Here is a 23,938-nt window from a genome sequence, read left to right on the forward strand (position 1 = left end):
GGGGTTCAGATGGTGAGATGGGAGATGAATGGGGATTTGGGTGAGCGCATCGATCGGTGCGGCCTAATAGCCGAAAAGCTCTGCCTTCCCTGTGCGGTGCGGTCGCGCGGAGGGGGGGATTGGTCGTGGGTTCGTCCACAACTCTCTCTCCGCCAGATACGCAAAAAGCCCCTTGCCTTCGTTGCAGAGCGCGATCACGTGGAGGGTGGGATTGTTCGGCCCATCCATGGGCCTCACCCCTTCGCGCTTACGCGCTACGGGGCCAGCCTGCGGCTGTCCAAATTTGTTCCTGACAAATTTGTCGAACCGGTGGGTTCGTCCACAACTCTCTCTCCGCCAGATACGCAAAAAGCCCCTTGCGGGGCTTTTTGCGTATCTGGCGGAGAGAGAGGGATTCGAACCCTCGATAAGGCTTTTGACCCTATACTCCCTTAGCAGGGGAGCCCCTTCGGCCTCTCGGGCATCTCTCCGTTTTTTGTCCGCATCTCTGCGGAGCCGGCAAGGATACTAACCGGCGCGCTCGAGGTAAAGCGTTTCTTGCCTGTCAGTGTTCGCCAGTACCGCCGGAGGCAGTGCCGTCCGGCTCGTGCTCGTTCTTGATCCGCTGATAGATCTCTTCGCGATGCACGGCAACGTTCTTCGGCGCATTAATACCAATGCGCACCTGGTTGCCCTTGACGCCGAGAACGGTAACGGTCACCTCGTCACCGATCATCAAGGTTTCACCGACCCTGCGGGTCAGAATCAACATGTTTGCCACTCCATGAATACTTTGGTCACAGGCCAACAGACGGTTATGCCTCACCCCTGAGCTTCACCATCTGGACATTTCGACGATGCTACCGCCGAAGGCCCTACCGCCTTCCCGGTTACACAGACGAGGCATCCCCTGTGATGCCATGTCAAGCGACACCGGCGCAACCATCGGTGTCAGCAGTATTTGGATACTAGCCGAGCGTCCAATGGCAGCGCAATGCGTAAACGGCAACGGACCGGCGACGGTTGACCTGCTCAGCCCGCCAGTCGCTGACCGATCCAGTCGGCCAAGCCCTCCAAAATGCCGGGCAATTCGGAAGTGTCGCTACCACCGCCCTGGGCCATGTCGGGACGACCGCCGCCCTTGCCGTCGATCTGGCTGGCCACATGAGCGACCACGTCGCCGGCCTTGACCCGACCCAGCGCCTTGCCGCCGACACCGGCGACCAGGGAAACACGGCCGTCCGCGGCACCGGCGAGCAGCACCACGCAATCGCCCAGCTGCTGCTTGAGCTGGTCCATGCTGTCGCGCAGCGCCTTGGCGTCCAGCCCTTCCAGGCGGGCAGCGATGACCTTGATGCCGGCCACGTCCTTCGCGCTGGAGGCAAGGTCGGCCGTCGCCGAGCCGGCAGCCTTGGCACGCAGCGATTCGAGTTCTCGCTCGAGCTTTTTCTGCTTATCGAACAGCTGCCGCAGCTTCTCCACGGCCTCGTCACCATTCGAAGACAACAGCTGCGCGAACTCGCCCAGGCGACGTTCCTCGTCGGCCACATAGGCCAACGCGCCCGCACCTGTAACAGCTTCGATACGGCGCACGCCCGAGGCCACGCCCGCTTCGCTGACGATCTTGAACAGGCCGATGTCGCCGGTGCGGCCGACATGCGTACCGCCGCACAGCTCGGTGGAAAACTCACCCATCCTGAGCACGCGCACTTCGTCGCCGTACTTCTCGCCGAACAGCGCCATCGCGCCGAATTCGATCGCCTCGTTGTAGCCCATGTGATGCACTTCGGCGGCCGCGTTGCGGCGCACTTCGGCATTCACCAGCATCTCGATCTGGCGCAGTTCGTCCGCGCTCATCGGCTTGAAATGCGAGAAGTCGAAACGCAGGCGCTCCGGCGCCACCAGCGAACCCTTCTGCGTCACGTGCTCGCCCAGCACCTTGCGCAGCGCAGCGTGCAGCAAATGCGTGGCCGAGTGATTGAGCACGATGGCCTGGCGGCGCGTGCCGTCGACATTGGCATCGACCACGTCGCCGACGCGCAGTGCCTGCTTGCCGCTCCAACGACCGGCGTGACCGAAGAACACGCCGCCCATCTTGAGCGTATCGGCCACCGCGAACGAGCCCGTGGTATTGACCAGCACGCCGGTATCGCCCACCTGGCCGCCGGATTCGGCGTAGAACGGCGTGCGGTCGAGCATAACCAGGGCTTCTTCGCCCTCGCCCAGCTGGTCGTACTGCTTGCCGCCGCGCACGATGCCAACCACCTTGCTGCCCTGGCTCATTAGCGCGTCGTAGCCCAGGAAGGCGGTCGGCTGCAGCTGGCTGGCCAGCTCGGCCGGCATCTGGCCCTTGGCTTCAAACTTGCCGCCTTCGCGGCTGCGTTCCTGCTGTTCCTTCATGGACTGCTCGAAGCCGTCCATGTCCACCGTGAGGCCGCGCTCGCGCGCGATGTCGGCGGTTAGATCGACCGGGAAGCCGTAGGTGTCGTACAGGCGGAACGCGTCGGCGCCAGGAATACTGCCGTTCGATTTCGCCGCGACCGCATCGAACAGACGCATGCCGTTTTCCAGCGTTTCGCCGAAGCGACGCTCTTCGGTGCGCAGCGCCTCTTCCACGAAGGCCTGCTTCTGCGCCAGCTCGGGATAGGCCTCGCCCATTTCCTCAACCAGCGGCTGCACCATCTTCCAGAAGAAATCGCCGCGCACGCCGAGCATCCAGCCGTGGCGCAGCGCGCGACGGATGATGCGGCGTAGCACGTATCCGCGGCCTTCGTTGGACGGCAGCACGCCGTCGACGATCAGGAACGAGCACGCGCGGATGTGATCGGCGATCACGCGCAGCGACTTGTTGGCCAGGTCCTTGGTGTGGGTCAGCTGCGCCGCGACCTTGATCAGGTGCTCGAACAGGTCGATCTCGTAGTTGGAATGCACGTGCTGCAGCACGGCCGCCAGACGCTCCAGGCCCATGCCGGTGTCGACGCAGGGCGCCGGCAGCGGCGACAGCGTGCCGTCGGGCGCGCGGTCGAACTGCATGAACACCAGGTTCCAGATTTCGATGTAGCGGTCGCCATCTTCGTCGGGCGAGCCCGGCGGGCCACCGGCGATCTCTTCGCCGTGGTCGAAGAAGATCTCGGTGCACGGACCGCAGGGACCAGTGTCGGCCATCTGCCAGAAATTATCCGAAGCGTACGGCGCGCCCTTGTTGTCGCCGATGCGCACGATGCGCTCGGCCGGCACGCCCACTTCCTTGTTCCAGATGTCGAAGGCTTCGTCATCGGTGTGATAGACGGTGACCCACAGCTTGTCCTTGGGCAGCTTGAGGACGTCGGTCAGCAGCTCCCACGCATAGGCAATGGCGTCGCGCTTGAAGTAGTCGCCGAACGACCAGTTGCCCAGCATCTCGAAGAAGGTGTGGTGACGCGCGGTATAGCCCACCGAATCAAGATCGTTGTGCTTGCCGCCCGCACGCAGGCAGCGCTGCACGTCGGCGGCGCGCACGTACGGCAGCTTTTCGCTGCCCAGGAACACGTTCTTGAACTGCACCATGCCCGAGTTGGTGAACAGCAGCGTCGGATCGCTGGCCGGCACCAGCGAGCTGGACGGCACGATGGTGTGCCCTTTCGAACGGAAATAGTCGAGGAAGGTCGAGCGGATTTCGGCGGTTTTCATGCGGCTGGGGAGGACCTGGCGGATGGGTCACGCCGTGAAGCACCGCCGAAGCGACACTCTCCCGCCCCAGCAGTGGGGAGGTCAGGCGTCGTCGGCTGCGTCGTCCACGTCGGCGTGGGTAACACTCCGTACTGTGGCGGCGGGAAAGCCCCGGCGCAAGAGGAATTGCGCCCGGCGGGCCTTTTCCTCGCGATCTGGCGCCGATCCGCCGCCAAAACGACGCCGCAACTGCGCCAGCGCGCTGGCATCCCAGTCCACCCCGGCCTCGTCCAGCACGGCCCGGATGCGGGCATCGGACAGGCCATGGCTTCTCAGCTCGGCCTGCACGCGCATCGGGCCATAGCCCTGCGCCACCCGGCTGCGAACCAGCGAGTGGGCGAATCGTTCGTCGTCCTGGTAATGCTGCTCGCCGAGGCGGTCGATGGCATCGCCGGCTTCGTCGCCCTCGTAGCCCTTCTGCCGCAGCTTGAGCTTCAGCTCACGCCGGGAGTGTTCACGGCGGGCAAGCAAGCCCAACGCCCGGTCGTAGGCTGAGGTTTTGGGTTTGTCACCGGGTTCTCGCGGCATGCCTGACCTATGGTCTTGCCATCAGAAGGGCGACGAATACGCCGCCCTTCCTGCTGATCTGCAACGACACCCGCCGGACCGCGCCCGGCAGGTGCCTATGGCCTGGATCAGGCTTCCTCGGTTTCCACCGCCGGCAGCGGCGAATTGCCGTTGGACACCAGCAGGCGGGCGCGCAGTTCGGCGTCGACTTCGTTGGCGATGGCCGGATTGTCGCGCAGGAACTGGCGCACGTTCTCCTTGCCCTGGCCGATGCGGTCGCCCTTGTAGCTGTACCAGGCGCCGGACTTGTCGATCAGGTTCTGCGCCACGCCCAGCTCGATGATCTCGCCTTCGCGCGAGGTGCCCTCGCCATAGAGGATTTCGAATTCGGCCTGGCGGAACGGCGGCGCCACCTTGTTCTTGACCACCTTGACGCGGGTTTCAGAGCCGATCACCTCTTCGCCCTTCTTCACCGCGCCGATGCGGCGGATATCCAGGCGCACCGAGGCGTAGAACTTCAGCGCGTTGCCGCCGGTGGTGGTTTCCGGGCTGCCGAACATCACGCCGATCTTCATGCGGATCTGGTTGATGAAGATCACCAGGCAGTTGGACTTCTTGATGTTGGCGGTGAGCTTGCGCAGCGCCTGGCTCATCAGACGAGCGTGCAGGCCGACGTGGGAGTCGCCCATTTCGCCTTCGATTTCAGCCTTGGGCGTGAGCGCGGCGACCGAGTCGACCACCACCACGTCCACCGCGCCGGAGCGCACCAGCATGTCGGCGATTTCCAGCGCCTGTTCGCCGGTGTCGGGCTGGGAGACCAGCAGGTCTTCCACGTTGACGCCCAGCTTGGCGGCATAGGTGGGATCGAGCGCGTGCTCGGCGTCGACGAACGCAGCGGTGCCGCCGTTCTTCTGGCAGTTGGCGATGACCTGCAGGGTCAGCGTGGTCTTGCCCGAGGATTCCGGACCGTAGATCTCGACGACGCGGCCGCGCGGCAGACCACCGATGCCCAGCGCGATATCCAGGCCCAGCGAGCCGGTAGACACGGTGTCGATGGCGTCGTCGACGCGATCGCCCAGGCGCATGACGGCGCCCTTGCCAAATTGCTTCTCGATCTGGCCGAGGGCGGAAGTGAGCGCCTTGCGCTTGTTGTCATCCATCGTCTTGAATCCCGGAGTGGCAGTGAATGAGGAGATGATGCCCGCGGCTTGTCTCACGGGCTGCGATCTGTGACGGACGAGTATCCCACACCGGTCAAGCGACCCAGTGGCCGGCTTTCGACTCAGTCCGTCAGCGCCTTGATGACGCCGTTGAGCGCCGCGGCCACGGTCTGACGGCGCACCGCCTCGCGGTCGCCGGCGAACTGGAAGAGGCTGGCGTGGGCGTAACCGCCGCGCCGTTTCCAGCTGATCCAGACGGTGCCAACCGGCTTCTCCGGCGTACCTCCCGTAGGTCCGGCAATACCGGTGACAGCCACGGCCATGCCGGCGCCAAAGCGCGCCAGTGCGCCGGACACCATCTCCAGCGCGGTCTCCTCGCTGACGGCGCCGGTGCGCTCCAGCGTGCGTGGATTGACGCCTAGCAAGGCCTCTTTCGCCCCGTAGCTATAAGTGACCACGCCGGCGTCGAACCAGGCGGAGCTGCCCGACAGGTCGGTGAGTGCCTTGGCGATCCAGCCGCCCGTACAGGACTCGGCGGTGACCAGCATCAGGCGCCGCTGCAGGGCCGCAGCGGCCACCTGCTCGGCCAGGGCATACAGTTCGGCGTCGGTGGGGACGGACAAGCTCATGGAAATTCCGGTGGGGACGGACGGAGGTGGACTCTTCTACCGCGATGGGGGCTGCGCGCCAAGCTTCCAAGGATCGATGCGCTGCCCCGTCCGCCCGGCGGAAGCTGCTCAGCTGCCCCAGACCAGCACGGCGTAGCGCAGGAAATTCAGGCCCAGGATCTTCTCGATGCGCCCCGTCGAATAGCCCTTCTGGGCAAGCAGCTGCGCCAGTTTGTGGAACTGCTGCGGCCCGCGCAGATCGACCACGAACGGATAGGTATCAGGCCGCTCGCCCGCCGCGCTGATGCCGGCCGCCTGACGCTGCGCGATTTCCTTGGCTAGCGTCGCCTGATAGGCGTGCAGGTCGTCGATCTGGGTGACCGAACCATCGGTGCCGATGCCCACATGATCTTCGCCGCAGACATTCACCGCATGATCGATATGGGCGACCACGTCCTCGGCCTTCGCATGGCCGCTGGCGTTGACGAAGGGCATGAAGTAGATACCGATGAAGCCGCCGCGCTCCGCCACCAGCTTCAATTCGGCGTCGGTCTTGTTGCGCGGCAGGTCGGTCACCGCGCGGCAACCGGTGTGATTGATCGAGATGGGCGCGGTGGACACGCGCGCCGCCTCAAGACAAGTCTGCTCGCCGCTGTGCGAAAGATCGACCATCACACGACGCGCATTGAGCCGCGCCACCACCTCGCGGCCGAACGGCGTCAGCCCGCGGTTTTCCTTGGCCATCGAGCCGTCGCCCAGCTGGTTGGCCGGGTTGTAGGTGAGCTGGAACACGCGCACGCCGAGATCGGCAAAAATATCGACGCGCGTGGCGTCCTTGCCCATCATGGCACCGTTCTGGAAGCCGTAGATCAGGCCGATCTTCTTATCTGCCTTGGCGCGGCGAATATCGGCCGCGGTGAGGATCTTCGTGAGGTCCTGCTCGTGCTTGCGCACCAGCGCATCGGTGGCGGCGATATCGCGCACGCTGGCCTCGAACGGATCGTCGGGGCCGGACACATAGCCCAGCGTGATATTCACCGCGGTCAGGCCCGACGCATGCGCCTCGGCCAGCACGCGCGGCGTGAACTCGGGCACCAGTGCATCCGACCCGCGATTGGGATCGTCCAGACCGCCCAGCGCGTTGATGATGATGCCGCCATCGGCCGCAGCCGCACCCGGAGCCTCGGCGCCGCGCGCTTCCCAGGGCAGCATGGTAGCGGCAGCGGCCCAGGTCGCGCCGGTGAGGAAGGTTCGCCGATCAATCGTCGTCATTGCCCATTTCTTCCTTGGTCACCGGTCGATAATCGGCACGCGGATAGACGTGGCCGCGTTTCACCGTCATGCGGATGCTGCGGAGGTTGCCGATGTCCTTCAGCGGATCGGCGGACAGCACGGCGAAGTTCGCCAGCTTGCCGGGTTCGATCGAACCCATGTCTTTCTGCTGACCCGCCGCTTCGGCTCCGATCAACGTCGCCGAGCGAATGGCCTGCAGCGGCGGTATGCCCACGTCGTGGGTGAGGAAAGCGATCTCGTCGTAAACGGACGGCCAAACGTCCTTGAAACCAGGATCGCTATCGGTGCCCGTCGAGATCGGCACACCCGCCTGCCAGGCCTGGCGGACCAGGCGGATGGTGGTCGGCCCCGTGCAGCGCAGCGGCTTGCGCTCGGGATGCGCCTTGCGTTCGGCGTCATAGCGCGCGAACAGGCTGCCGGTGGCATCGAGGATGGTGCCGTGCTTGAGCATGTCGCGGTAAAGACCGGCCATCACGGGATCGTCGCCGTCCTTCGCGAGCAGGTTTTCGTGGAATGGCGTGTGATCCTCGTAGGCTTTGAGCATCACCGGCTCGAGCTGATACGCCTGGTAGCAGGCATGGCTGACCACGTCGGCGCCGGCGTCGATCACATCGGCAGGACGGGTGGGAAACACGGCGCTGTGCGCCCACACCATCATGTGCTGGCGATGCGCCTCGGCGGTGATCGCCTTGACCAGATCGGGCGGCAGATCGGCATAGACCTTGATGGCCGTCGCCGAGGTACCGCGTGCCAACGTCACCGCCTCACGCAGATCGGTCTTCTCGTCGATGGCCTGCATCCATGGACTCTTGCCCGGCGTGACGCCATAGCTGGCCGCCGCCACACGCGGATCGGCGAAGAACGCCGGGCCGGCCATCACCGCGGCGTAGTAGATGTCGGGCGAAGGAATCTCGCCGGTGCGCGCCTGGCGGGCCAGCTCGCCGACCGAACGCAGATCGTCCGCCATGTCGCGCACGGCGGTGACGCCGCCATAGAGATTGCGCCGCAGGATCGCCTGCGCACGCTTTGCATCGGGTGGCGTGGCCAAGTGCACGTGGCTGTCGACCAGGCCCGGGATCACATAGCGGCCGTGCAGGTCGACGATTTTCACCGCGGTGTCCTTCGCCTCCGCCAGCGAACCATGCGGCCCCACCGCCACGATGCGTTCGCCGCGCACCAGGATGTCCTGATCGGGACGCGGCGCCGCTCCGGTGCCATCGATGACGGTGGCGCCGGCGTAGAGCGTCAGCGCGTCGGCAGGCGACGGCTTGGCCGGCTGGTTAGCGGCAAAGGCGGTGGAGGCACACAGCGCGACCAGCAGCGCTGTGACCAGTGAGGTCGCGGAACGTGGGCGTCTATGCATAGCGGTCGATCCTACACAGCCGATTCCGCCCATCACAAGGATGCCTGCGGCAAAGGCAAAGCCTGCGGGACGCCCGGGGTTCGCGGGATACATGCCGGGCCAATTCGGTTATCTTGGCGAGCATTTTTCGTTGGCGCGCAGCGCCTTCCCGCCACGGCCGGTTTCAGCATAAGGCCCGACAGAACAGCACGTTATGGTCGCCCAGGATTTCGAAAGCCACACCCCCTTCATGCGCCAGTACCTGGGCGCCAAGGCCGCGCACCCGGATGTGCTGCTGTTCTTTCGCATGGGCGATTTCTACGAGCTGTTCTATGACGACGCGCGCAAGGCCGCGCGGCTGCTGGATATCACGCTGACCCAGCGCGGCCAGTCCGGCGGCCAACCGATCCCCATGGCCGGCGTGCCCTATCACGCGGCCGAGAACTATCTGGCGCGGCTGGTGCGGCTGGGCGAGTCGGTGGCGATCTGCGAACAGATCGGCGACCCGGCCACCTCCAAGGGCCCGGTGGAACGCAAGGTGGTGCGCATCGTCACGCCGGGTACGGTGACCGACGCAGCGCTGCTGGAAGAACGCCGTGACAACCTGCTGATGTCCATCGCTGCCGGCGCGCACGGCGCTTATGGCCTGGCCTGGGTGGATCTGGCCAGTGGCCGTTTCCTGCTCAGCGAACTGCCCAGCGCCGAAGCGCTCGCCGCCGAGCTGGCGCGCCTGCAGCCGGCGGAAACCCTGGTGGGCGAAGATGTGGCGTGGCCCAAATTGGTCAGCGCACTGCCCGGCCTGCGCAAGCGTCCGCCGTGGCACTTCGATCCCGATGCGGCCAGGCGCGAACTCAACCGCTTCTTCGGCACGCGCGATCTGGGCGGTTTCGGCGTCGATCGCCTGCCGCTTGCGATTGCCGCCGCCGGCTGCCTGCTGGGCTATGTGGAAGAAACGCAGAAGAGCGCGCTGCCGCATATCTCCGGCATGTCGGTGGAAAGCGCCAGCGACACCATTGCGCTGGACGCCGCCACGCGCCGCAACCTGGAACTGGACACGCATCCGAGCGGACGCACCGAGCACACCTTGCTCGGCGTACTCGACGAGACCGTCACGCCGATGGGTGCGCGTCTGATGCGCCGCTGGCTCAACCGCCCGCTGCGTTCGCGCGAGCTGTTGCGTGCACGCCATCAGGCCATTGGCAGCCTGATTGATCAGCGCCAGCACGAGACCTTGCGCGAGCAGCTGCGCGGCATCGGCGATCTGGAACGTATCCTGGCGCGCGTCGCGTTGCGTTCGGCGCGTCCACGCGATCTGTCCACGCTGCGCGACGGGCTTGCTGCGGCACCGTTGCTGCGCGGCTTGATCGCGCCGCTGGATAGTCCACTGCTGCATGCGCTGGTCGAGCGCATCGGCGATCACGCCGACGCCGCGGCGCTGCTCGGCCGGGCCGTGGTGGAACAGCCACCTGTCCTGCAGCGCGACGGCGGCGTCATCGCCGATGGCTACGACGCCGAACTTGACGAACTGCGCCGCCTCGCCACGCATGCCGACCAATACCTGGTGGAGCTGGAGGATCGCGAGAAAGCCGCCAGCGGCATCAGCACGCTGAAGGTGGGCTACAACCGCGTCCACGGCTACTACATCGAGATCAGCAAGGGCCAGTCCGACAAGGCGCCCACGCATTACACGCGCCGCCAGACCACCAAGAACGCCGAGCGCTACATCACCGAAGAACTGAAGAACTTCGAAGACAAGGTGCTCTCGGCCAAGGAGCGCTCGCTGATGCGCGAGCGCGCACTCTACGAAGCGCTGCTCGACACGCTGATCGCGCAACTGGAGCCGCTCAAGAGCGCCGCCTCCGCCATGGCCGAACTGGACGTGGTGGCCACGCTCGCCGAGCGCGCCATGGCGCTGGACTGGAGTGCGCCCGAACTCACCGACGAGCCCGGCATCGCGATCGAGCGCGGTCGTCATCCGGTGGTGGAAAAAGTCCGCGAGGAACCGTTCGAGCCGAACGACCTGATGCTGGACGACAGCCGCCGCATGCTGGTGATCACCGGTCCGAACATGGGCGGTAAATCCACGTACATGCGCCAGAACGCGCTGATCGTGCTGCTGGCGCATATCGGCAGCTACGTGCCGGCGTCGCGCGCGGTGATCGGCCCGATCGATCGCGTGTTCACGCGCATCGGCGCGGGCGACGACCTGTCGCGCGGCCAGTCCACCTTCATGGTGGAGATGAGCGAAACCGCCAACATCCTGCACAACGCCACCGAGCACAGCCTGGTGCTGATGGATGAAGTCGGCCGCGGCACCAGCACCTATGACGGCCTCGCGCTGGCGCGTGCAGCAGCCGTGCATCTGGCGGCGAGCAGCCGCTCGTATACGTTGTTCGCCACGCACTATTTCGAGCTGACCGAGCTGGCCAACGAATACGCCACCATCGCCAACGTGCATCTGGACGCGGTCGAATACGGCGAACAACTGGTGTTCATGCACGCGGTGAAGGAAGGCCCGGCCAATCGCAGCTTCGGCCTGCAGGTGGCCGCCCTCGCCGGCCTGCCCAAGTCGGTGATCGCCGATGCGCGGCGCACGCTGGCCGAGCTTGAACGCGGCATGTATCAACACGCCTCGGCGACGGATACCAAGGCGCCCGCGCAGGAATCGCCGCAGATGGGCTTGTTCGCTGCCGCGCCGTCGGTGGTGGAGCGTGCGCTGGAAGGCATCGATCCCGATGCCATGACGCCGCGCGAGGCGCTGGAAGCGCTTTATCGGCTCAAGTCGCTGGCCTGAACGGCTGCACACATCGGCTCGCCGGTGAGCGAGCCGATGTCATACAGCACGATCTAGTGCGGATATTCCGACTTGCGCGCATTGCCGATCGCTTCGAGCACCGGCGTCGGCAGGTGATCGAGATCGAGCACGACCTTGCCTGAATGCACGGCGCGCACGGCGCTCACCGGGATCTCGAAGTCGCCGCCGTTCTCGATATAGACCAGCAGCGCATGGCCGCCGTCCAGCAGCCGGCGCACCGAGCCGATGCCATCCTCGCCGTCGGCCACGAAAACCATGTCGCCTTCCTGGATGTGCTCTGCCACGACGACTCTCCGCTGGGATCAAGAGGCAGGCATCGTCAGCCACGCATGGTGGTGTGTGCGTGAAAGCCGCGCCCGGATGTCATCCCATTCGTAGCTCGCCACTTTTTGGCCGCAACGCCCGCGCACGCGCTGCCAGCGCCTCATCTGATAGACCACAGCTATCGGCAACATCAAAACAATCGAATTCCACAAATGGGACCAGCTACCTAGAGTCGAGTGCATGCCAGCCATCCCCCAAGTGCAAGGAGCCACGCATGACTGACCATCGCAAGACCCTCACCACCTCGTCCGGTGCATCCGTCCCCGATAACCAGAACGCCCTGACCGCCGGCCCCCGCGGCCCCCTGTTGGTACAGGACCATCAGCTGTTCGAGAAGCACGCCCACTTCAACCGCGAGCGCATCCCCGAGCGCGTCGTCCACGCCGTGGGCTCCGCGGCGCATGGCACGCTGACCATCACGCACGACATCACCAGGTATTCGCGCGCAAAGATATTCAAGCCCGGTACGAAGACGCCGCTGTTCCTGCGTTTCTCCACCGTGGCAGGCGAACGCGGCGCGGCGGATGCGGAGCGCGACGTGCGCGGCTTCGCCATCAAGTTCTACACCGAAGAGGGCAACTGGGATCTGGTCGGCAACAACACGCCGATCTTCTTCGTGCGCGATCCGTACAAGTTCCCTGATTTCATCCACACCCAGAAACGCGACCCGCGCACCAACCTGCGCAACCCCACCGCCATGTGGGATTTCTGGTCGCTGTCACCCGAATCGCTGCATCAGGTGACCATCCTGATGAGTGATCGCGGCCTGCCGGCCACGCTGCGCCACATGCATGGCTTCGGCAGTCATGCTTTCAGCTTCTGGAACGAGCTGGGCGAGCGCTACTGGGTGAAGTTCCACTTCAAGACCCAGCAAGGGATCGAGAACTGGACCAACGAGAAAGCGGCCGGCGTGATCGGACGGGATCGCGAGTCGCACCAGCGCGACCTTTACGAAGCGATCGAACGCAAGGACTTTCCGAAATGGACGATGTTCGTGCAGGTCATGCCGGAAGACGAAGCGCAGAACACGCCGTACAACCCGTTCGACCTCACCAAGGTGTGGCCGCACAAGGATTACCCATTGATTGAAGTGGGCGTGCTGGAGCTCAATCGCAATCCGGACAACTACTTCGCCGAAGTGGAGCAGTCGAGCTTCTCGCCGGCCAACGTCATCCCAGGCATTGGCTTCAGCCCGGACAAGATGCTGCAGTTTCGCATCTTCTCCTACGCGGATACGGCGCGTCATCGCCTGGGCGTCAACCACGAGTCGCTGGAGATCAATCGACCACGCCGCCCGGTGCACAACTACTACCGCGACGGCCAGATGCGCTTCGGGGGCAACGGCGGCGGCAGCGTGAATTACGAGCCGAACTCGTTCAATGGCCCGGTCGAAGACAAGTCAGTGCAGGAGCCGCCGCTGACGATCTCCGGCGATGCTGATCGCTACAGCCATCGCGAGGGGAATGACGACTATACGCAGCCGGGCGATCTGTTCCGCCTGATGAGTGCGGAGCAGAAGCAGCAGCTCTTCAACAATATTGCCGCGGCGATGCAGGGCGTGCCGGAAGCGATCATCCGTCGCCAGATTGCGCACTTCAGCAAGGCCGACCCGGCGTATGGCGCCGGCGTCGCCAAGGCGGTGGGCATTACGCTTTAACGGTGATGCAAAAAGCGAAGGCGGCGTCTCGTAAGAGCGCCGCCCTCCTTTTCCTGATGAAACGAGCGGTCAGGCCGCCATTTCGGGAACGGTGACCAGGGCCGGTTCGTCCGAGGCGTTGGCCAGCAGGGCCGGGATGGTTTCCACCGGCACCGACACCGGCAGGGACACCACCTTGGCTGCTTCGCGCGCGGACAGGCGCCCGAAACCCACCAGGCGATCGATGCTGCGCGCGACTTCCGCCTGCCCGAACGGCTTGCTGATGAAATCGTCGGCGCCAAAGCGCTGCACGTAGAACTGCTCGGTCGCCTGCTGGTTGCCGCTGATCATCACGATCGGCACATGCTGCGTGGCCGGATCGTGGCGCAGCGCGCGCAAAACGGCAAAACCGTTCATGCCCGGCAGCACGATGTCCAGAAAGATCATCGCCGGCGGCTCGGCGCGCGCCATTTCCAGCGCACTTTCGCCGTCGGCCGCGCGCTCTACTTCGTAACCGTCCACTTCCAGCATGCGGCCGAGCACGGCGCGGATGGTCGCCGAGTCGTCCACCACCAGTATCCGTGCACCATGCGTGGTCTTACGCCACGTCTGCTCGACCTGCCCCGGCGTCGCGCTCGAAAGCAGTCGCTTCAGGAATCCCATGCCCGCCATTGTCGCCCTCCCACCTCAAAACCTGAGGGAAAACCACGCGCCCGCGCGGCTTTCCTTGGAGGACATGCTTACCCAGAACGGCGCTGCGTTCTGAGATGGGTGACTCACATGGAATCCTTAAGGCGTCGCAATTCTCGACGTGCCTGCTTGTCCGGACGCCCTGGAGGAGCCATGGCGCCCAATAACTTACGCTGAGCCTTCGCCGCGTCCCTTGCCGCGATGCTGGCCTCGCTTTCGCGATACAGCGCCTGCGCAGCCAGTGCCGGGCCGCGCTTTTCGGAGAGCGCCAGCACCTCTACCTCCAGCCGCTCCTCGCCCCGGTTGATGCGGAATGCGTCGCCCACATGGACCGCTTTGGCCGGTTTGCAGGTGCCGTCGTTGAGGTCGATCCGGCCGCCTTCGATGGCCTGCTTGGCCAGGCTGCGGGTCTTGTAGAAGCGCGCCGCCCAGAGCCACACATCGGCGCGTACGGGAGTCGCAGGAGAAGATTCGGGCCGTGACATGCCCCAATTATCGCCCACTCACGCCCTTTGTATTCGCCCCCACCCTCAGCCGCCCCCCTTGTGCGCGACAGCCTTTCGCGAGGACGTCAAGGACTGGGGCAAACCGAAGCGCTGCGGTCGCGCACAGGGTGCGCTCCTACAATCAATAACCCACGCCCTTCCTGTGGGAGCGCACCCTGTGCGCGACAGCCTTTCGCGAGGACCTCAAGGACTGGGGTAAACCGAAGCGCCGCGGTCGCGCACAAGGTGCGCTCCTACAATCAATAACCCACGCCCTTCCTCTGGGAGCGCACCCTGTGTGCGACAGCCTTTCGCGAGGACCTCAAGGACTGAGGTAAACCGCAGCGCCGCGGTCGCGCACAAGGTGCGCTCCTACAAGGGGGTGCCCTGGTGGAACAGCATCTGCCACTGGCCATCGCGCAGGCGCCAGATCGAGCTGCGCAGCGAATCAGACGCTGGACGCTGCGGCGTGGCGACGCGATGCCCGCGATAGGTCACCAGCGCCACATCGTCGGCCAGCATCGTCAACCGAAAATCGCCGACCTCACGCGGCGAAAACGATTCGCCACGCAAGGCCTCCACGACCGCATCGCGCGTCCACACCGTGCCGGAGACGCCAAACTCGAAGAAGTCGTCGGCGATCAGTCGCCGCAGCGCCGCCTCATCGGCACGCACGTCCTGCCGGTGCAGTTGCGTTTCGAGATCCAGCAGATGCGCGGCGAGATCCATGCTCGTTCCTCAGCTGCCCAGCAGCAGATTGCCCAGCGGTATGGTGATCAGCGACAACACGATGCCCACCCCCAACAGCGTATTCGCGAGCGACGGCTCCAGCTTGTACTCATCGGCCAGGATCGCCGCGGAAATCATTGGCGCCATGCCCGCCTGCAATACGCCCACCGTCAGCGTTAGGCCGCCGACTCTCGCCGTCACGCCCAGCAACAAGGCCGCGAGGGGGGCGAGCAGCAGCTTCCATCCCAGACCCAGCAGCAAGGGCGGCAGCTGGCGTTCGCCGAGGTGGAACTTGATCTGCAGACCCACCGAGAACAGCGCCAGCGGCGTCAGCGTGGCGCCGATGGGCAGCAGGACCTCGTCGACGATCGGTGGCCAGCCTCCCAGCGCGCCGACGATCGCGGCGAGCACCAGGGCCAGGAAGGACGGGAAGGTCAGGATGCGGCGCGCAATCACGCCCGGCTGCGGCGACTGCCCCGCGTACAGCGATGCCACCGCCACCCCGACCGAGGCCAGCAAGGGAAAACAGCCCAGCTGATCGGCCACCACCGCAAGCGTCAGGCCCTCCTTGCCATGCAGGGCCTGCATCATTGGATAGCCCATGAACGAGGTGTTGCCCAAGCCGCAGACCAGCGTGAGGGCGCCGATGCGCTGACGCGACCAGCCCAGCATTCTTCCGAGCAAGGCGAACAGCAGCCACGCGCCGAAGAAGGTCACCCACATCGCCGCCACGGGAAACCACAGCTGCGTGTCCACCTTCACCTTGGGCACCAGCGCAAGGACCAGCGCAGGCAGCGCAATATTGATCACCCACCAGTTGATGCCATGGACAAGGCCGGCCGGCGTCCTGGCGAATCGAGCGACCAGTACGCCGAGCAGAAGGCAAGTGAACAACAGCAGCAAGGCGCCCATGGGCTTCCTGGAAAACGAAACGGCCGCAGTATAGCGGCCGTTTGTTGGGGGGCTTGGTGAAGTCGAACTACGTCAGGCCACCCCTTCGTCATTCCGGCCTGCGCCGGAATGACGAGCACTCACCCTGCGATCAAGCGATTCAAACGCTGCACGAACGCGGCCGGATCCGGCAATTGCGCCCCCGCCGCAATCTCGGCCTGATCAAGCAGCAGGTTGGCCAGATCGGCGGACTTGGCCGGATCGTTTTCGTTCTCCACGCGCTTGAGCAAGGGATGCTGCGGATTCACTTCCAGCGTCGGCCTGGCCTGCGGCACGTCGTGACCGGCCTCGCGCAGCAGGCGAGCCAGGTGCGGCGCCATCTCGTAATCGGACAAGGCCAGACACGACGGCGAATCGGTGAGGCGTGCCGACACGCGCACATCGCCGACGCGATCGCCCAGCAGTTCCTTGAGCTTGTGCACCAGCGGCTCGGCGGCCTTGCTTGCCTCTTCCTGCTGCTTCTTGTCCGCCTCGTCCAGCGGCAGCTCGCCCTTGGCCACGTTGCGCAGCTTCTTGCCGCTGTAGTCGGTGAGGCTGTTGAGCATCCACTCGTCGATGCGGTCGGACATCAGCAGCACTTCGATGCCCTTGGCCTTGAACGCTTCCAGCTGCGGACTGCCGACAGCGGCCGTGTAGCTGTCGGCGGTGATGTACCAGATGGTGTCCTGACCGATCGCCATGCGGCCGATGTAATCATCCAGCGACACCGTCTGCGCCGCGCCATCGCCCTTGGTGGAGGCAAAGCGCAGCAACTTGGCGATGCGTTCGCGATTGGCCGGATCTTCGGCAATGCCTTCCTTCAGCGTGTTGCCGAAGGCCTTGTAGAAGGTGGAGAACTTCTCCGGCTCGTCGCGCGAGAGCTTTTCCAGCAGGTCGAGCACGCGCTTCACGCAGGCCGCGCGGATCCGCTCCAGCTGGCGGTTGTGCTGGAGGATTTCGCGGCTCACGTTGAGCGGCAGGTCGTCCGCGTCCACCACGCCGCGCACAAAGCGCAGGTAGTTGGGCAGCAGCTCCTCGGCCGCATCCATGATGAAGACGCGCTTGATGTAGAGCTTGAGGCCCTTGCGCTCGTCGCGACCGCCCATCATCAGATCAAACGGCGGTTGCGCGGGGATGTACAGCAAGGTGGTGAAGCTTTGGCTGCCCTCGACGCGGTTATGCGTCCAGGCCAGCGCATCGTTGAAATCGTGACCGAGCGACTTGTAGAAGCTCTGGTAATCCTCGTCGGAAATCTCGTTGCGCGGCTTGGCCCACAGCGCCGAGGCATCGTTGACGGTTTCCCATTCGTCGCCCGGCTTGCCGTCCTCGTCCTTGGGACAACGGATGGGGAAGGCGACGTGGTCGGAATACTTGCGGATCAGCGAACGCAGCTCCCAGCCCTTGAGGAACTCGTCTTCGTCGGCCTTCAGATGCAGGATCACACCGGTGCCGCGCTCGGGCAGGTCGACCTGGGCCAGGCTGTATTCGCCCTTGCCGTCGCTTTCCCACTTCACGCCCTCGCTCGCCGGCAGGTCGGCGCGACGGCTGAGCACGGTGACGCGATCGGCGACCACAAAGGAGGAGTAGAAGCCCACGCCGAACTGGCCGATCAGGCGGGCATCGGTTTTCTGCTCGGCGCTCATCGCCTCCAGGAAACGTCGCGTGCCCGAGCTGGCGATGGTGCCGATATTGGCCACCACTTCCTCGCGGCTCATGCCCACGCCGTTGTCGCGCACGGTGACGGTGCGCGCCTGCGGATCCCAGCTCACGTGGATCTGCAGCTCGCCGTCGCCGCTAAGCAGGTCGGGGTTGGCGATCGATTCGAAGCGCAGCTTGTCGCAGGCATCGGAGGCGTTGGAGATCAGTTCGCGCAGGAAGATCTCCTTGTGCGAATAGAGCGAATGCGTGACCAGGTGCAGCACCTGGGCCACTTCGGCTTCGAATTTGCGGGTTTCGGGCGCGGTAGTCGTCATGCGGAAAGACTCGTGCAAAGGTCAGTCGAAGGAGTGACAAGCAAAGGGGCCGACGAATCGGCCCCTCATGATGCCCGCTTCCGGTGGGAAAGCGGGTGAATTCAGGCGTTGGCCGAGGCGTTCTGCAAGGCGGCGATACGCTCGTCCAGCGGCGGGTGGGTCATGAACAGGCGCTTGAAGCCGTCTGCCAGGGGGCCCGAGATGCCGAATGCGGCGATCGTCTGCGGCAAGGTGCTCTCGCCGTGCTGCACCTGCAGGCGCTGCAAGGCGGAGATCATCGCGCCGCGGCCGGCGAACTTGGCGCCGGCGGCGTCGGCACGGAACTCGCGCCAGCGCGAGAAGGCCGCCACGATCATCGAGGCGAACAGGCCGAACACCAGCTGCAGCACCATCACCGTGACGAAGTAGCCGATGCCGCCGCCACCTTCACGGTCGCGACCACCGGACAGCCAGCTGTCGATCAGACGACCGACCACGCGGGCCGCCACGATCACCAGGGTGTTCACCACGCCCTGGATCAGGGTCAGCGTGACCATGTCGCCATTGGCGACGTGGCCGATCTCGTGACCGAGCACGGCAGAGACCTGCTCGCGATCCATCTGCTGCAGCAGGCCGGTACTGACCGCCACCAGCGAGCTGTTCTTGGTCATGCCGGTGGCGAACGCGTTCATTTCGGGCGCGTCGTAGATCGCCACTTCGGGCATGCCGATGCCCGCTGCCTGGGCGTGACGGCGCACGGTGTCCAGCAGCCAGCGCTCGGCTTCGTTCTGCGGCTGCTCGATCACGCGGGCGCCGGTGGACATCTTGGCCATCCACTTGGACATGGCCAGCGAGATGAAGGCGCCGCCCATGCCGAACACCGCGGCATAAATCAGCAATCCGCCCATGCCGCCATAACCCTTGGCGGCGGCCCACTGATCGACGCCAAACAGATGGCAGACGATGCTCAGCAGGAACAGGACGGCGATATTGGTAAGCAGGAACAATGCGATGCGACGCATGGCTGTCTCTCGGGCAGTCATGAAAGGGGATGCGACTTTCGCCGCTGTGAAAGGATCGTGGCGAATTCTTGCGGTTTCAAGGGCTATGAGCCGTGAATCTTCGTACCGGGCGGCGGGCTTTCAACTGCGCGTCAGCTAACACGCTGTGTGCAGCGGTGTTTCCTGCATCCAACCGCCCGCCCCTAAAATGGTCCGATGAACTACCGCGGACGTTTCGCCCCTTCTCCGACCGGCCACCTGCATTTCGGTTCCCTTGTGGCCGCCGTGGGCAGCTGGTTGTGCGCGCGCCATGCGGGTGGCGCGTGGCTGCTGCGGGTGGAAGACATCGATCCGCCGCGGGAATTGCCCGGTTCGGCGGAAAGCATCCTGGCCGCCCTGCCCGCCTTCGGGCTGGTGGCCGATGCGCCCGCCTTGTTCCAGTCCCAGCGCCAGGCCGCTTATGACGCGGCCTTCGAGCAGCTCAAGGCGGCCGATCGGGTGTTCCCGTGCTGGTGCAGCCGCAACGACCTCGCGGGCGGCCTGCACCTGGATGGTCACTGCCTGGCGCAGCCTGTGGCGGGACGTACGCCGGCCTGGCGCCTGCGCGTGCCGGATATCGAGCTCGGGTTCGTGGACGCCTTGCAGGGCCCGCAGAGCCAGAATTTGCGCCTGGCCGCCGGGGATTTCGTGATACGCCGGGTCGAGGGCTACTACGCCTACCAGCTCGCCTGCGTAGTCGACGACGCTCACCAGGGCATCACCCAGGTGGTGCGCGGCAACGATCTGCTGGACTCGACGGCGCGGCAGATCTTCCTGCAGCGTTGCCTCGACCTGCCTACGCCCGGCTACCTGCACCTGCCGCTGGCGCTGGATGACGACGGCCGCAAGCTGTCCAAGTCCGAGCGCGCCCATCCGGTGGACCCCACCGATCCGCTGCCGGCACTGCGCCGCGCGCTGGCTTTTCTCGACCTGCCGGTGGCGCCGGCCGCGCGCGAGCCCTCGGCCCTGCTAGCGCACGCCCTCGCCCACTTCACGCCGGATCGACTACCGCACTGCAGCGAACGCGCGGCGGCTTAAACCGCCATCGACGCGTTCATGCTCCGGCTGTCACAGCCGGCCGTAGTCGGCGTACCCTGCGTAGACGTTTTGCCATGGTTGACGTGGTAGACATGGCAGCGCCCCGGTTGCACGATCGGGGTTGATTGGTCACTCGCATCTTTGGAGAACAGGCATGACGCAACGCACGGCATTGGTCACTGGCGGCACGGGCGGTATCGGCACGGCCATCATTCGTTACCTTGGGCGCCAGGGGCATCGGGTTGCCACCAATTACCGTGACCAGGCCAAAGCCGAAGCCATGAAGGAAATGATGGCGAAGGAAGGCATCGAAGTGCTGCTGGTGCCGGGCGACGTGAAAGATCCCGATTCCTGCGAAGCGATGGTGCGCATCATCGAGACCGCCATGGGCCCGGTCGAGATCCTGGTCAACAATGCCGGCATCACGCGCGACACGACGTTCCACAAGATGACCTATCCGCAGTGGATGGAAGTGGTCAACACCAACCTCAACGCCTGCTTCAACGTCACCCGCCCGGTGATCGAAAGCATGCGCCAGCACAAGTGGGGCCGCATCGTGCAGATCAGCTCCATCAACGGCCAGAAGGGCCAGTACGGCCAGGCCAACTACGCCGCCGCCAAGGCCGGCATGCACGGCTTCACCATTTCGCTGGCGCAGGAAAACGCCAAGTTCGGCATCACCGTGAACACCGTCTCGCCGGGCTACGTCGGCACCGACATGGTGATGGCGGTGCCGGAAGACGTGCGCGAGAAGATCGTTGCGCAGATCCCCGTCGGCCGCCTCGGCAAGCCCGAGGAAATCGCCCATGCGGTGGCCTTTCTGACCGGCGAAGAAGCGGCCTGGATAACCGGCGCCAATCTGTCGATCAATGGTGGGCATTACATGGGTTGGTGACGGCACCTTGTGGGAGCGCACCCTGTGCGCGACCGGCCATCGCGCGGCGCATCCGCTCCGGCCGGTCGCGCACAGGGTGCGCTCCCACAAAACCTTAGGTTCCCAACAATCTCTCCATCACCCTGCCCACCGCCGCAAAGGCGAATGCGCCAGTGACATGCGTGGCAGCACCCAGTCCGCCACCACACGCCAGATTCAACGCCTCCGTGCCATCGACCACCGGTGGACGCGTCCCGCACACCGTGCCATCCGGCTGCGGGTACTGCACGTTCTGCAGCGAATACACCGCCGACACGCCGAAATAGCGATCCGGGTTCTTCGGGAAGTTGAAATCCTGCCGGAGCTTCTTGCGGATCAGGCTGAACATCGCATCGTGCTCGGTACGCGACAGATCGCGTACGCGGATCTGCGTGGGGTCGGTGCGCCCGCCCGCCGAACCCACCGTCACCATCGGCAGCTTGCGGCGGCGACACCAGGCAATCGCCTCCAGCTTCACGCGGAAGGCGTCGCAGGCATCGAGCACGACGTCGTAGCCGCGATCGAGCAATTCGTCCAGCGTGGAGGTGGTGAGGAAGCGCTCGATCGCATCGATCTTGATCGCCGGATTGATCGCGCGCAGACGCTCCTCGATCACCTTCACCTTCGACTTGCCGAATTGGCCGTCCAGCGCATGCAGCTGGCGATTGGTGTTGGAGACACAGATCTCATCCGCGTCGATCAGCGTGAGATGGCCCACGCCCGTGCGTGCCAGCGCCTCGGCGGCCCACGAGCCCACGCCGCCGATGCCGATCACACAGACGTGGCTCTGCATCAGCCGGTCGAGGCTGCCCACGCCGTACAGGCGCTCCACGCCGGCAAAGCGTTCGCGCGGAAAAACCACGCCCGTCTCTTCGGCAGGCAGGGTGACGGGGTCCGCCACCGTAGCGGCGTTTTCGATTTGCATGGTTGAAGCCATAACAACACCTTGAGGTGACGCATTTTATCGGGAACTGTCCGCCGCTGCAGGGCTGCCGTTATGCTGGCGGCTTCACCACAGGGACCCACTCCATGCGCTCTGCTCTCCTGATCGTGCTCGGCCTGGTCATCGGCATCGTCGGCACCGTGTTCGCCATGAACGCGCTGCATGAGCGCGAGCCGTTCTCGCACACCGTGATGACCCTGATGTCCCACCACGCCGGGGCGCTCAGCGCGGCCGTGAAAACGCAGAAGTGCGACGCCGCGCAGGCGCAGCGGCACCTTTCCCGCCTGCTGGAAACCCAGGCCGACCTGGATGAGGCCTTCCCGGGCGTCGATCAACCCTTCAAGGACGAGGAAGCCAAGCTGCGCGACAAGACCCAGGCGGCCCTGCAGGCGGCGCCGGCCGATTGCGCGGCGCTGGCGAAGGCGATCAAGCCGATTGGTGAAACCTGCCAGTCCTGTCACCAGCAATACCGCTGACGACGACCTTATCTGTGGGAGCGCACCCTGTGCGCGACTGGGGCTCGCCGATCGCTTGCGTCCTAGTCGCGCACAGGGTGCGCTCCCACAACAGCAAGACGAACCGGTGCGGTCAGATCTTCACTTTGCCCCGCAGGATCTGCCAATACATCACCCAGTCGCCGAGCAGGCTGTACAGTGGATGGGTGAAGGTGGCCGGGCGGTTCTTCTCGAACACGTAATGGCCGATCCAGGCAAAGCCATAACCGGCCACCGGCGCCAGCAGCAGCCACCACGCATGGCCGGTGACGATGGCTGTCATGATCACCGCGAGTACCAGCGTGCTGCCGACGAAATGCATGCGCCGGCACTGCACATCGCTGTGCTCGTTGAGATAGAACGGATAGAACTCGCGAAAGCTGCGGTAGCCGGCCATGCGGATCGCCCTGGATGGTTCGCGCCCAGCGTAAACCGGCGTGCCGGCCATTGCATGCGCGCATGCAGCATGCGACCACTTACGCCGGCAGCGGGATGTACTCCTCTTCGTCGCCCACCACCTTGCCCATGCGCTGCGCCGCCCAATCGGCCTTGGCCTGCTCGATGCGCTCGCGCGTGCTGGCCACGAAGTTCCACCACAGGTGGCGTTCGCCATCCAGCGGCGCGCCGCCGAACAGCATCACGCGGCTCTTGGTACGTGCGCGCAGTGGCGGCGAATCCAGGCCGGTCTGCACAGCGGCGTGCATGGGCACCACGTTGACGCCATCCCATTCCACTTCACCGTCGACCACGCACACGCCGCGCTCCACATGCTGTTCCGGCCAGGGCAGTTCGGCGCCCGCTTCCAGCGTCGCCTCGATGAAGAACATCGGCGCGAACACCTTGACGGGCGACTCCTTGCCATAACCGGTGCCGGCGATCAGCACCAGTTCGACACCTGGCAACGCAATGCGGGGCAGTTCATCCGCGCCGTGGTGATGGAATTCCGGCTCGACCTCGGCGTCCTTCTGCGGCAGCGCCACCCAGACCTGGATGCCGTGCGTGCGGAAACCGCCGCCGCGCGCTTCCGGCGGCGTGCGCTCGGAATGCACGATGCCGCGGCCGGAAGTCATCCAGTTCACTTCACCTGGGCGGATATCGGCAATGCTGCCGAGGCTGTCGCGGTGGCGGATCACGCCATCGAACAACCACGTCACAGTGGCCAGCCCGATATGCGGATGCGGCCGCACATCCATGCCCTTGTCGTCGAGAAAGGTCACCGGACCCATGTAGTCGAAGAACACGAACGGGCCCACGTGGCGCGCCTGCAGGACCGGCAGCAGGCGACGCACGTTGAAGCCGTCGCCCAGGTCGTGCACGCGTCCTTCGATCAAGATCGGTTGCTGTTCCATCGT

General features: G+C 65.0%; 22 protein-coding genes and 1 tRNA gene. 5 read left to right on the top strand and 18 right to left on the bottom strand.

The window, feature by feature from the left end; all coding sequences use genetic code 11:
• Positions 1-377: 377 nt before the first annotated feature.
• From Y882_RS10475 to Y882_RS10510, 8 genes are all read right to left on the bottom strand, one after another.
• A tRNA-Ser gene (locus Y882_RS10475) sits at positions 378-470 on the bottom strand.
• A 74-nt stretch (positions 471-544) separates the two neighbouring features.
• Positions 545-751, bottom strand: a complete 207-nt coding sequence (gene csrA, locus Y882_RS10480) for a carbon storage regulator CsrA (RefSeq protein ID WP_046971859.1) — start codon at positions 749-751, stop codon at positions 545-547.
• A gap of 260 nt (positions 752-1,011) precedes the next feature.
• A complete protein-coding gene (gene alaS, locus Y882_RS10485; RefSeq protein WP_046971860.1) occupies positions 1,012-3,648 on the bottom strand; it encodes an alanine--tRNA ligase in 2,637 nt (878 codons plus the stop codon).
• A gap of 81 nt (positions 3,649-3,729) precedes the next feature.
• The gene (locus tag Y882_RS10490; protein ID WP_046971861.1) at positions 3,730-4,215 is read right to left on the bottom strand and encodes a regulatory protein RecX; all 486 of its coding nucleotides are present in this window, start codon (positions 4,213-4,215) and stop codon (positions 3,730-3,732) included.
• A gap of 107 nt (positions 4,216-4,322) precedes the next feature.
• Positions 4,323-5,354 (bottom strand): recombinase RecA, encoded by a 1,032-nt coding sequence (recA, locus tag Y882_RS10495; RefSeq protein ID WP_046971862.1) that lies wholly within the window; start codon positions 5,352-5,354, stop codon positions 4,323-4,325.
• Between the two features lie 122 nt (positions 5,355-5,476).
• Complete coding sequence (locus Y882_RS10500) at positions 5,477-5,983, bottom strand: CinA family protein (RefSeq protein ID WP_046971863.1); 507 nt, start codon at positions 5,981-5,983, stop codon at positions 5,477-5,479.
• Positions 5,984-6,091: 108 nt separating this feature from the next.
• Positions 6,092-7,234, bottom strand: coding sequence for a dipeptidase (locus Y882_RS10505; RefSeq protein WP_211259162.1), 1,143 nt, complete (start codon positions 7,232-7,234; stop codon positions 6,092-6,094).
• Positions 7,221-8,618: an amidohydrolase family protein gene (locus Y882_RS10510; protein ID WP_046971864.1), complete on the bottom strand. Its 1,398-nt coding sequence runs from the start codon at positions 8,616-8,618 to the stop codon at positions 7,221-7,223. Before Y882_RS10510 ends, Y882_RS10505 begins: the two co-directional genes overlap by 14 nt.
• Before the next feature lie 193 nt (positions 8,619-8,811).
• Between Y882_RS10510 and mutS the strand changes: the two genes are divergently transcribed.
• Positions 8,812-11,391: a DNA mismatch repair protein MutS gene (gene mutS / locus Y882_RS10515; protein WP_046971865.1), complete on the top strand. Its 2,580-nt coding sequence runs from the start codon at positions 8,812-8,814 to the stop codon at positions 11,389-11,391.
• A 53-nt stretch (positions 11,392-11,444) separates the two neighbouring features.
• Here the strand turns inward: mutS and Y882_RS10520 are convergent, their stop codons facing one another.
• Positions 11,445-11,696 (bottom strand): hypothetical protein, encoded by a 252-nt coding sequence (locus Y882_RS10520; RefSeq protein WP_052949896.1) that lies wholly within the window; start codon positions 11,694-11,696, stop codon positions 11,445-11,447.
• A gap of 254 nt (positions 11,697-11,950) precedes the next feature.
• Between Y882_RS10520 and Y882_RS10525 the strand changes: the two genes are divergently transcribed.
• On the top strand, positions 11,951-13,393 hold the full coding sequence (locus Y882_RS10525) for a catalase (protein ID WP_046971866.1): 1,443 nt from the start codon (positions 11,951-11,953) through the stop codon (positions 13,391-13,393).
• A gap of 69 nt (positions 13,394-13,462) precedes the next feature.
• On the opposite strand, the gene Y882_RS10530 is transcribed toward Y882_RS10525, so the two are convergent.
• The 6 genes from Y882_RS10530 to htpX all read right to left on the bottom strand — a co-directional run bounded on the left by Y882_RS10530 (position 13,463) and on the right by htpX (position 19,180).
• On the bottom strand, positions 13,463-14,035 hold the full coding sequence (locus Y882_RS10530; protein ID WP_425479444.1) for a response regulator: 573 nt from the start codon (positions 14,033-14,035) through the stop codon (positions 13,463-13,465).
• A gap of 113 nt (positions 14,036-14,148) precedes the next feature.
• Entirely contained in the window at positions 14,149-14,547 is a 399-nt protein-coding gene (locus tag Y882_RS10535; RefSeq protein ID WP_046971868.1) for an RNA-binding S4 domain-containing protein, read from the bottom strand.
• A 372-nt stretch (positions 14,548-14,919) separates the two neighbouring features.
• Positions 14,920-15,276 carry a nuclear transport factor 2 family protein gene (locus tag Y882_RS10540; protein WP_046971869.1) on the bottom strand — a complete coding sequence of 119 codons (357 nt, stop codon included), beginning with the start codon at positions 15,274-15,276 and terminating at the stop codon, positions 14,920-14,922.
• Between the two features lie 9 nt (positions 15,277-15,285).
• A complete protein-coding gene (locus tag Y882_RS10545) occupies positions 15,286-16,188 on the bottom strand; it encodes an AEC family transporter (protein ID WP_211259163.1) in 903 nt (300 codons plus the stop codon).
• Positions 16,189-16,307: 119 nt separating this feature from the next.
• Positions 16,308-18,179 (bottom strand): molecular chaperone HtpG, encoded by a 1,872-nt coding sequence (gene htpG, locus Y882_RS10550; protein ID WP_046971870.1) that lies wholly within the window; start codon positions 18,177-18,179, stop codon positions 16,308-16,310.
• Positions 18,180-18,280: 101 nt separating this feature from the next.
• A complete protein-coding gene (gene htpX / locus Y882_RS10555; RefSeq protein ID WP_046971871.1) occupies positions 18,281-19,180 on the bottom strand; it encodes a protease HtpX in 900 nt (299 codons plus the stop codon).
• Positions 19,181-19,375: 195 nt separating this feature from the next.
• Between htpX and gluQRS the strand changes: the two genes are divergently transcribed.
• Both gluQRS and phbB read left to right on the top strand, forming a co-directional pair.
• Positions 19,376-20,236, top strand: a complete 861-nt coding sequence (gluQRS, locus tag Y882_RS10560; protein WP_046971872.1) for a tRNA glutamyl-Q(34) synthetase GluQRS — start codon at positions 19,376-19,378, stop codon at positions 20,234-20,236.
• A gap of 154 nt (positions 20,237-20,390) precedes the next feature.
• A complete protein-coding gene (gene phbB, locus Y882_RS10565) occupies positions 20,391-21,131 on the top strand; it encodes an acetoacetyl-CoA reductase (RefSeq protein WP_046971873.1) in 741 nt (246 codons plus the stop codon).
• A gap of 94 nt (positions 21,132-21,225) precedes the next feature.
• Here the strand turns inward: phbB and Y882_RS10570 are convergent, their stop codons facing one another.
• Positions 21,226-22,074, bottom strand: a complete 849-nt coding sequence (locus tag Y882_RS10570) for a tRNA threonylcarbamoyladenosine dehydratase (protein ID WP_046971874.1) — start codon at positions 22,072-22,074, stop codon at positions 21,226-21,228.
• Between the two features lie 104 nt (positions 22,075-22,178).
• Between Y882_RS10570 and Y882_RS10575 the strand changes: the two genes are divergently transcribed.
• Positions 22,179-22,568, top strand: coding sequence for a cytochrome c (locus Y882_RS10575; protein WP_046971875.1), 390 nt, complete (start codon positions 22,179-22,181; stop codon positions 22,566-22,568).
• Positions 22,569-22,680: 112 nt separating this feature from the next.
• On the opposite strand, the gene Y882_RS10580 is transcribed toward Y882_RS10575, so the two are convergent.
• The gene (locus Y882_RS10580; protein WP_046971876.1) at positions 22,681-22,983 is read right to left on the bottom strand and encodes an Mpo1-like protein; all 303 of its coding nucleotides are present in this window, start codon (positions 22,981-22,983) and stop codon (positions 22,681-22,683) included.
• A 79-nt stretch (positions 22,984-23,062) separates the two neighbouring features.
• Complete coding sequence (locus Y882_RS10585) at positions 23,063-23,935, bottom strand: pirin family protein (RefSeq protein WP_046971877.1); 873 nt, start codon at positions 23,933-23,935, stop codon at positions 23,063-23,065.
• Positions 23,936-23,938: the final 3 nt, after the last annotated feature.

The sequence above is a fragment of the Dyella japonica DSM 16301 genome (assembly GCF_001010355.1).
Taxonomy (GTDB): domain Bacteria; phylum Pseudomonadota; class Gammaproteobacteria; order Xanthomonadales; family Rhodanobacteraceae; genus Dyella; species Dyella japonica.

Excerpts from the sequence above, each read along its gene's own strand:
- csrA (WP_046971859.1), bottom strand. The coding sequence starts at position 751 with ATGTTGATTCTGACCCGCAGGGTCGGTGAAACCTTGATGATCGGTGAC.
- alaS (WP_046971860.1), bottom strand. The coding sequence starts at position 3,648 with ATGAAAACCGCCGAAATCCGCTCGACCTTCCTCGACTATTTCCGTTCG.
- Y882_RS10490 (WP_046971861.1), bottom strand. The coding sequence starts at position 4,215 with ATGCCGCGAGAACCCGGTGACAAACCCAAAACCTCAGCCTACGACCGG.
- recA (WP_046971862.1), bottom strand. The coding sequence starts at position 5,354 with ATGGATGACAACAAGCGCAAGGCGCTCACTTCCGCCCTCGGCCAGATC.
- Y882_RS10500 (WP_046971863.1), bottom strand. The coding sequence starts at position 5,983 with ATGAGCTTGTCCGTCCCCACCGACGCCGAACTGTATGCCCTGGCCGAG.
- Y882_RS10505 (WP_211259162.1), bottom strand. The coding sequence starts at position 7,234 with ATGACGACGATTGATCGGCGAACCTTCCTCACCGGCGCGACCTGGGCC.
- Y882_RS10510 (WP_046971864.1), bottom strand. The coding sequence starts at position 8,618 with ATGCATAGACGCCCACGTTCCGCGACCTCACTGGTCACAGCGCTGCTG.
- mutS (WP_046971865.1), top strand. The coding sequence starts at position 8,812 with ATGGTCGCCCAGGATTTCGAAAGCCACACCCCCTTCATGCGCCAGTAC.
- Y882_RS10525 (WP_046971866.1), top strand. The coding sequence starts at position 11,951 with ATGACTGACCATCGCAAGACCCTCACCACCTCGTCCGGTGCATCCGTC.
- Y882_RS10530 (WP_425479444.1), bottom strand. The coding sequence starts at position 14,035 with ATGGGATTCCTGAAGCGACTGCTTTCGAGCGCGACGCCGGGGCAGGTC.
- Y882_RS10535 (WP_046971868.1), bottom strand. The coding sequence starts at position 14,547 with ATGTCACGGCCCGAATCTTCTCCTGCGACTCCCGTACGCGCCGATGTG.
- Y882_RS10540 (WP_046971869.1), bottom strand. The coding sequence starts at position 15,276 with ATGGATCTCGCCGCGCATCTGCTGGATCTCGAAACGCAACTGCACCGG.
- Y882_RS10545 (WP_211259163.1), bottom strand. The coding sequence starts at position 16,188 with ATGGGCGCCTTGCTGCTGTTGTTCACTTGCCTTCTGCTCGGCGTACTG.
- htpG (WP_046971870.1), bottom strand. The coding sequence starts at position 18,179 with ATGACGACTACCGCGCCCGAAACCCGCAAATTCGAAGCCGAAGTGGCC.
- htpX (WP_046971871.1), bottom strand. The coding sequence starts at position 19,180 with ATGCGTCGCATCGCATTGTTCCTGCTTACCAATATCGCCGTCCTGTTC.
- gluQRS (WP_046971872.1), top strand. The coding sequence starts at position 19,376 with ATGAACTACCGCGGACGTTTCGCCCCTTCTCCGACCGGCCACCTGCAT.
- phbB (WP_046971873.1), top strand. The coding sequence starts at position 20,391 with ATGACGCAACGCACGGCATTGGTCACTGGCGGCACGGGCGGTATCGGC.
- Y882_RS10570 (WP_046971874.1), bottom strand. The coding sequence starts at position 22,074 with ATGCAAATCGAAAACGCCGCTACGGTGGCGGACCCCGTCACCCTGCCT.
- Y882_RS10575 (WP_046971875.1), top strand. The coding sequence starts at position 22,179 with ATGCGCTCTGCTCTCCTGATCGTGCTCGGCCTGGTCATCGGCATCGTC.
- Y882_RS10580 (WP_046971876.1), bottom strand. The coding sequence starts at position 22,983 with ATGGCCGGCTACCGCAGCTTTCGCGAGTTCTATCCGTTCTATCTCAAC.
- Y882_RS10585 (WP_046971877.1), bottom strand. The coding sequence starts at position 23,935 with ATGGAACAGCAACCGATCTTGATCGAAGGACGCGTGCACGACCTGGGC.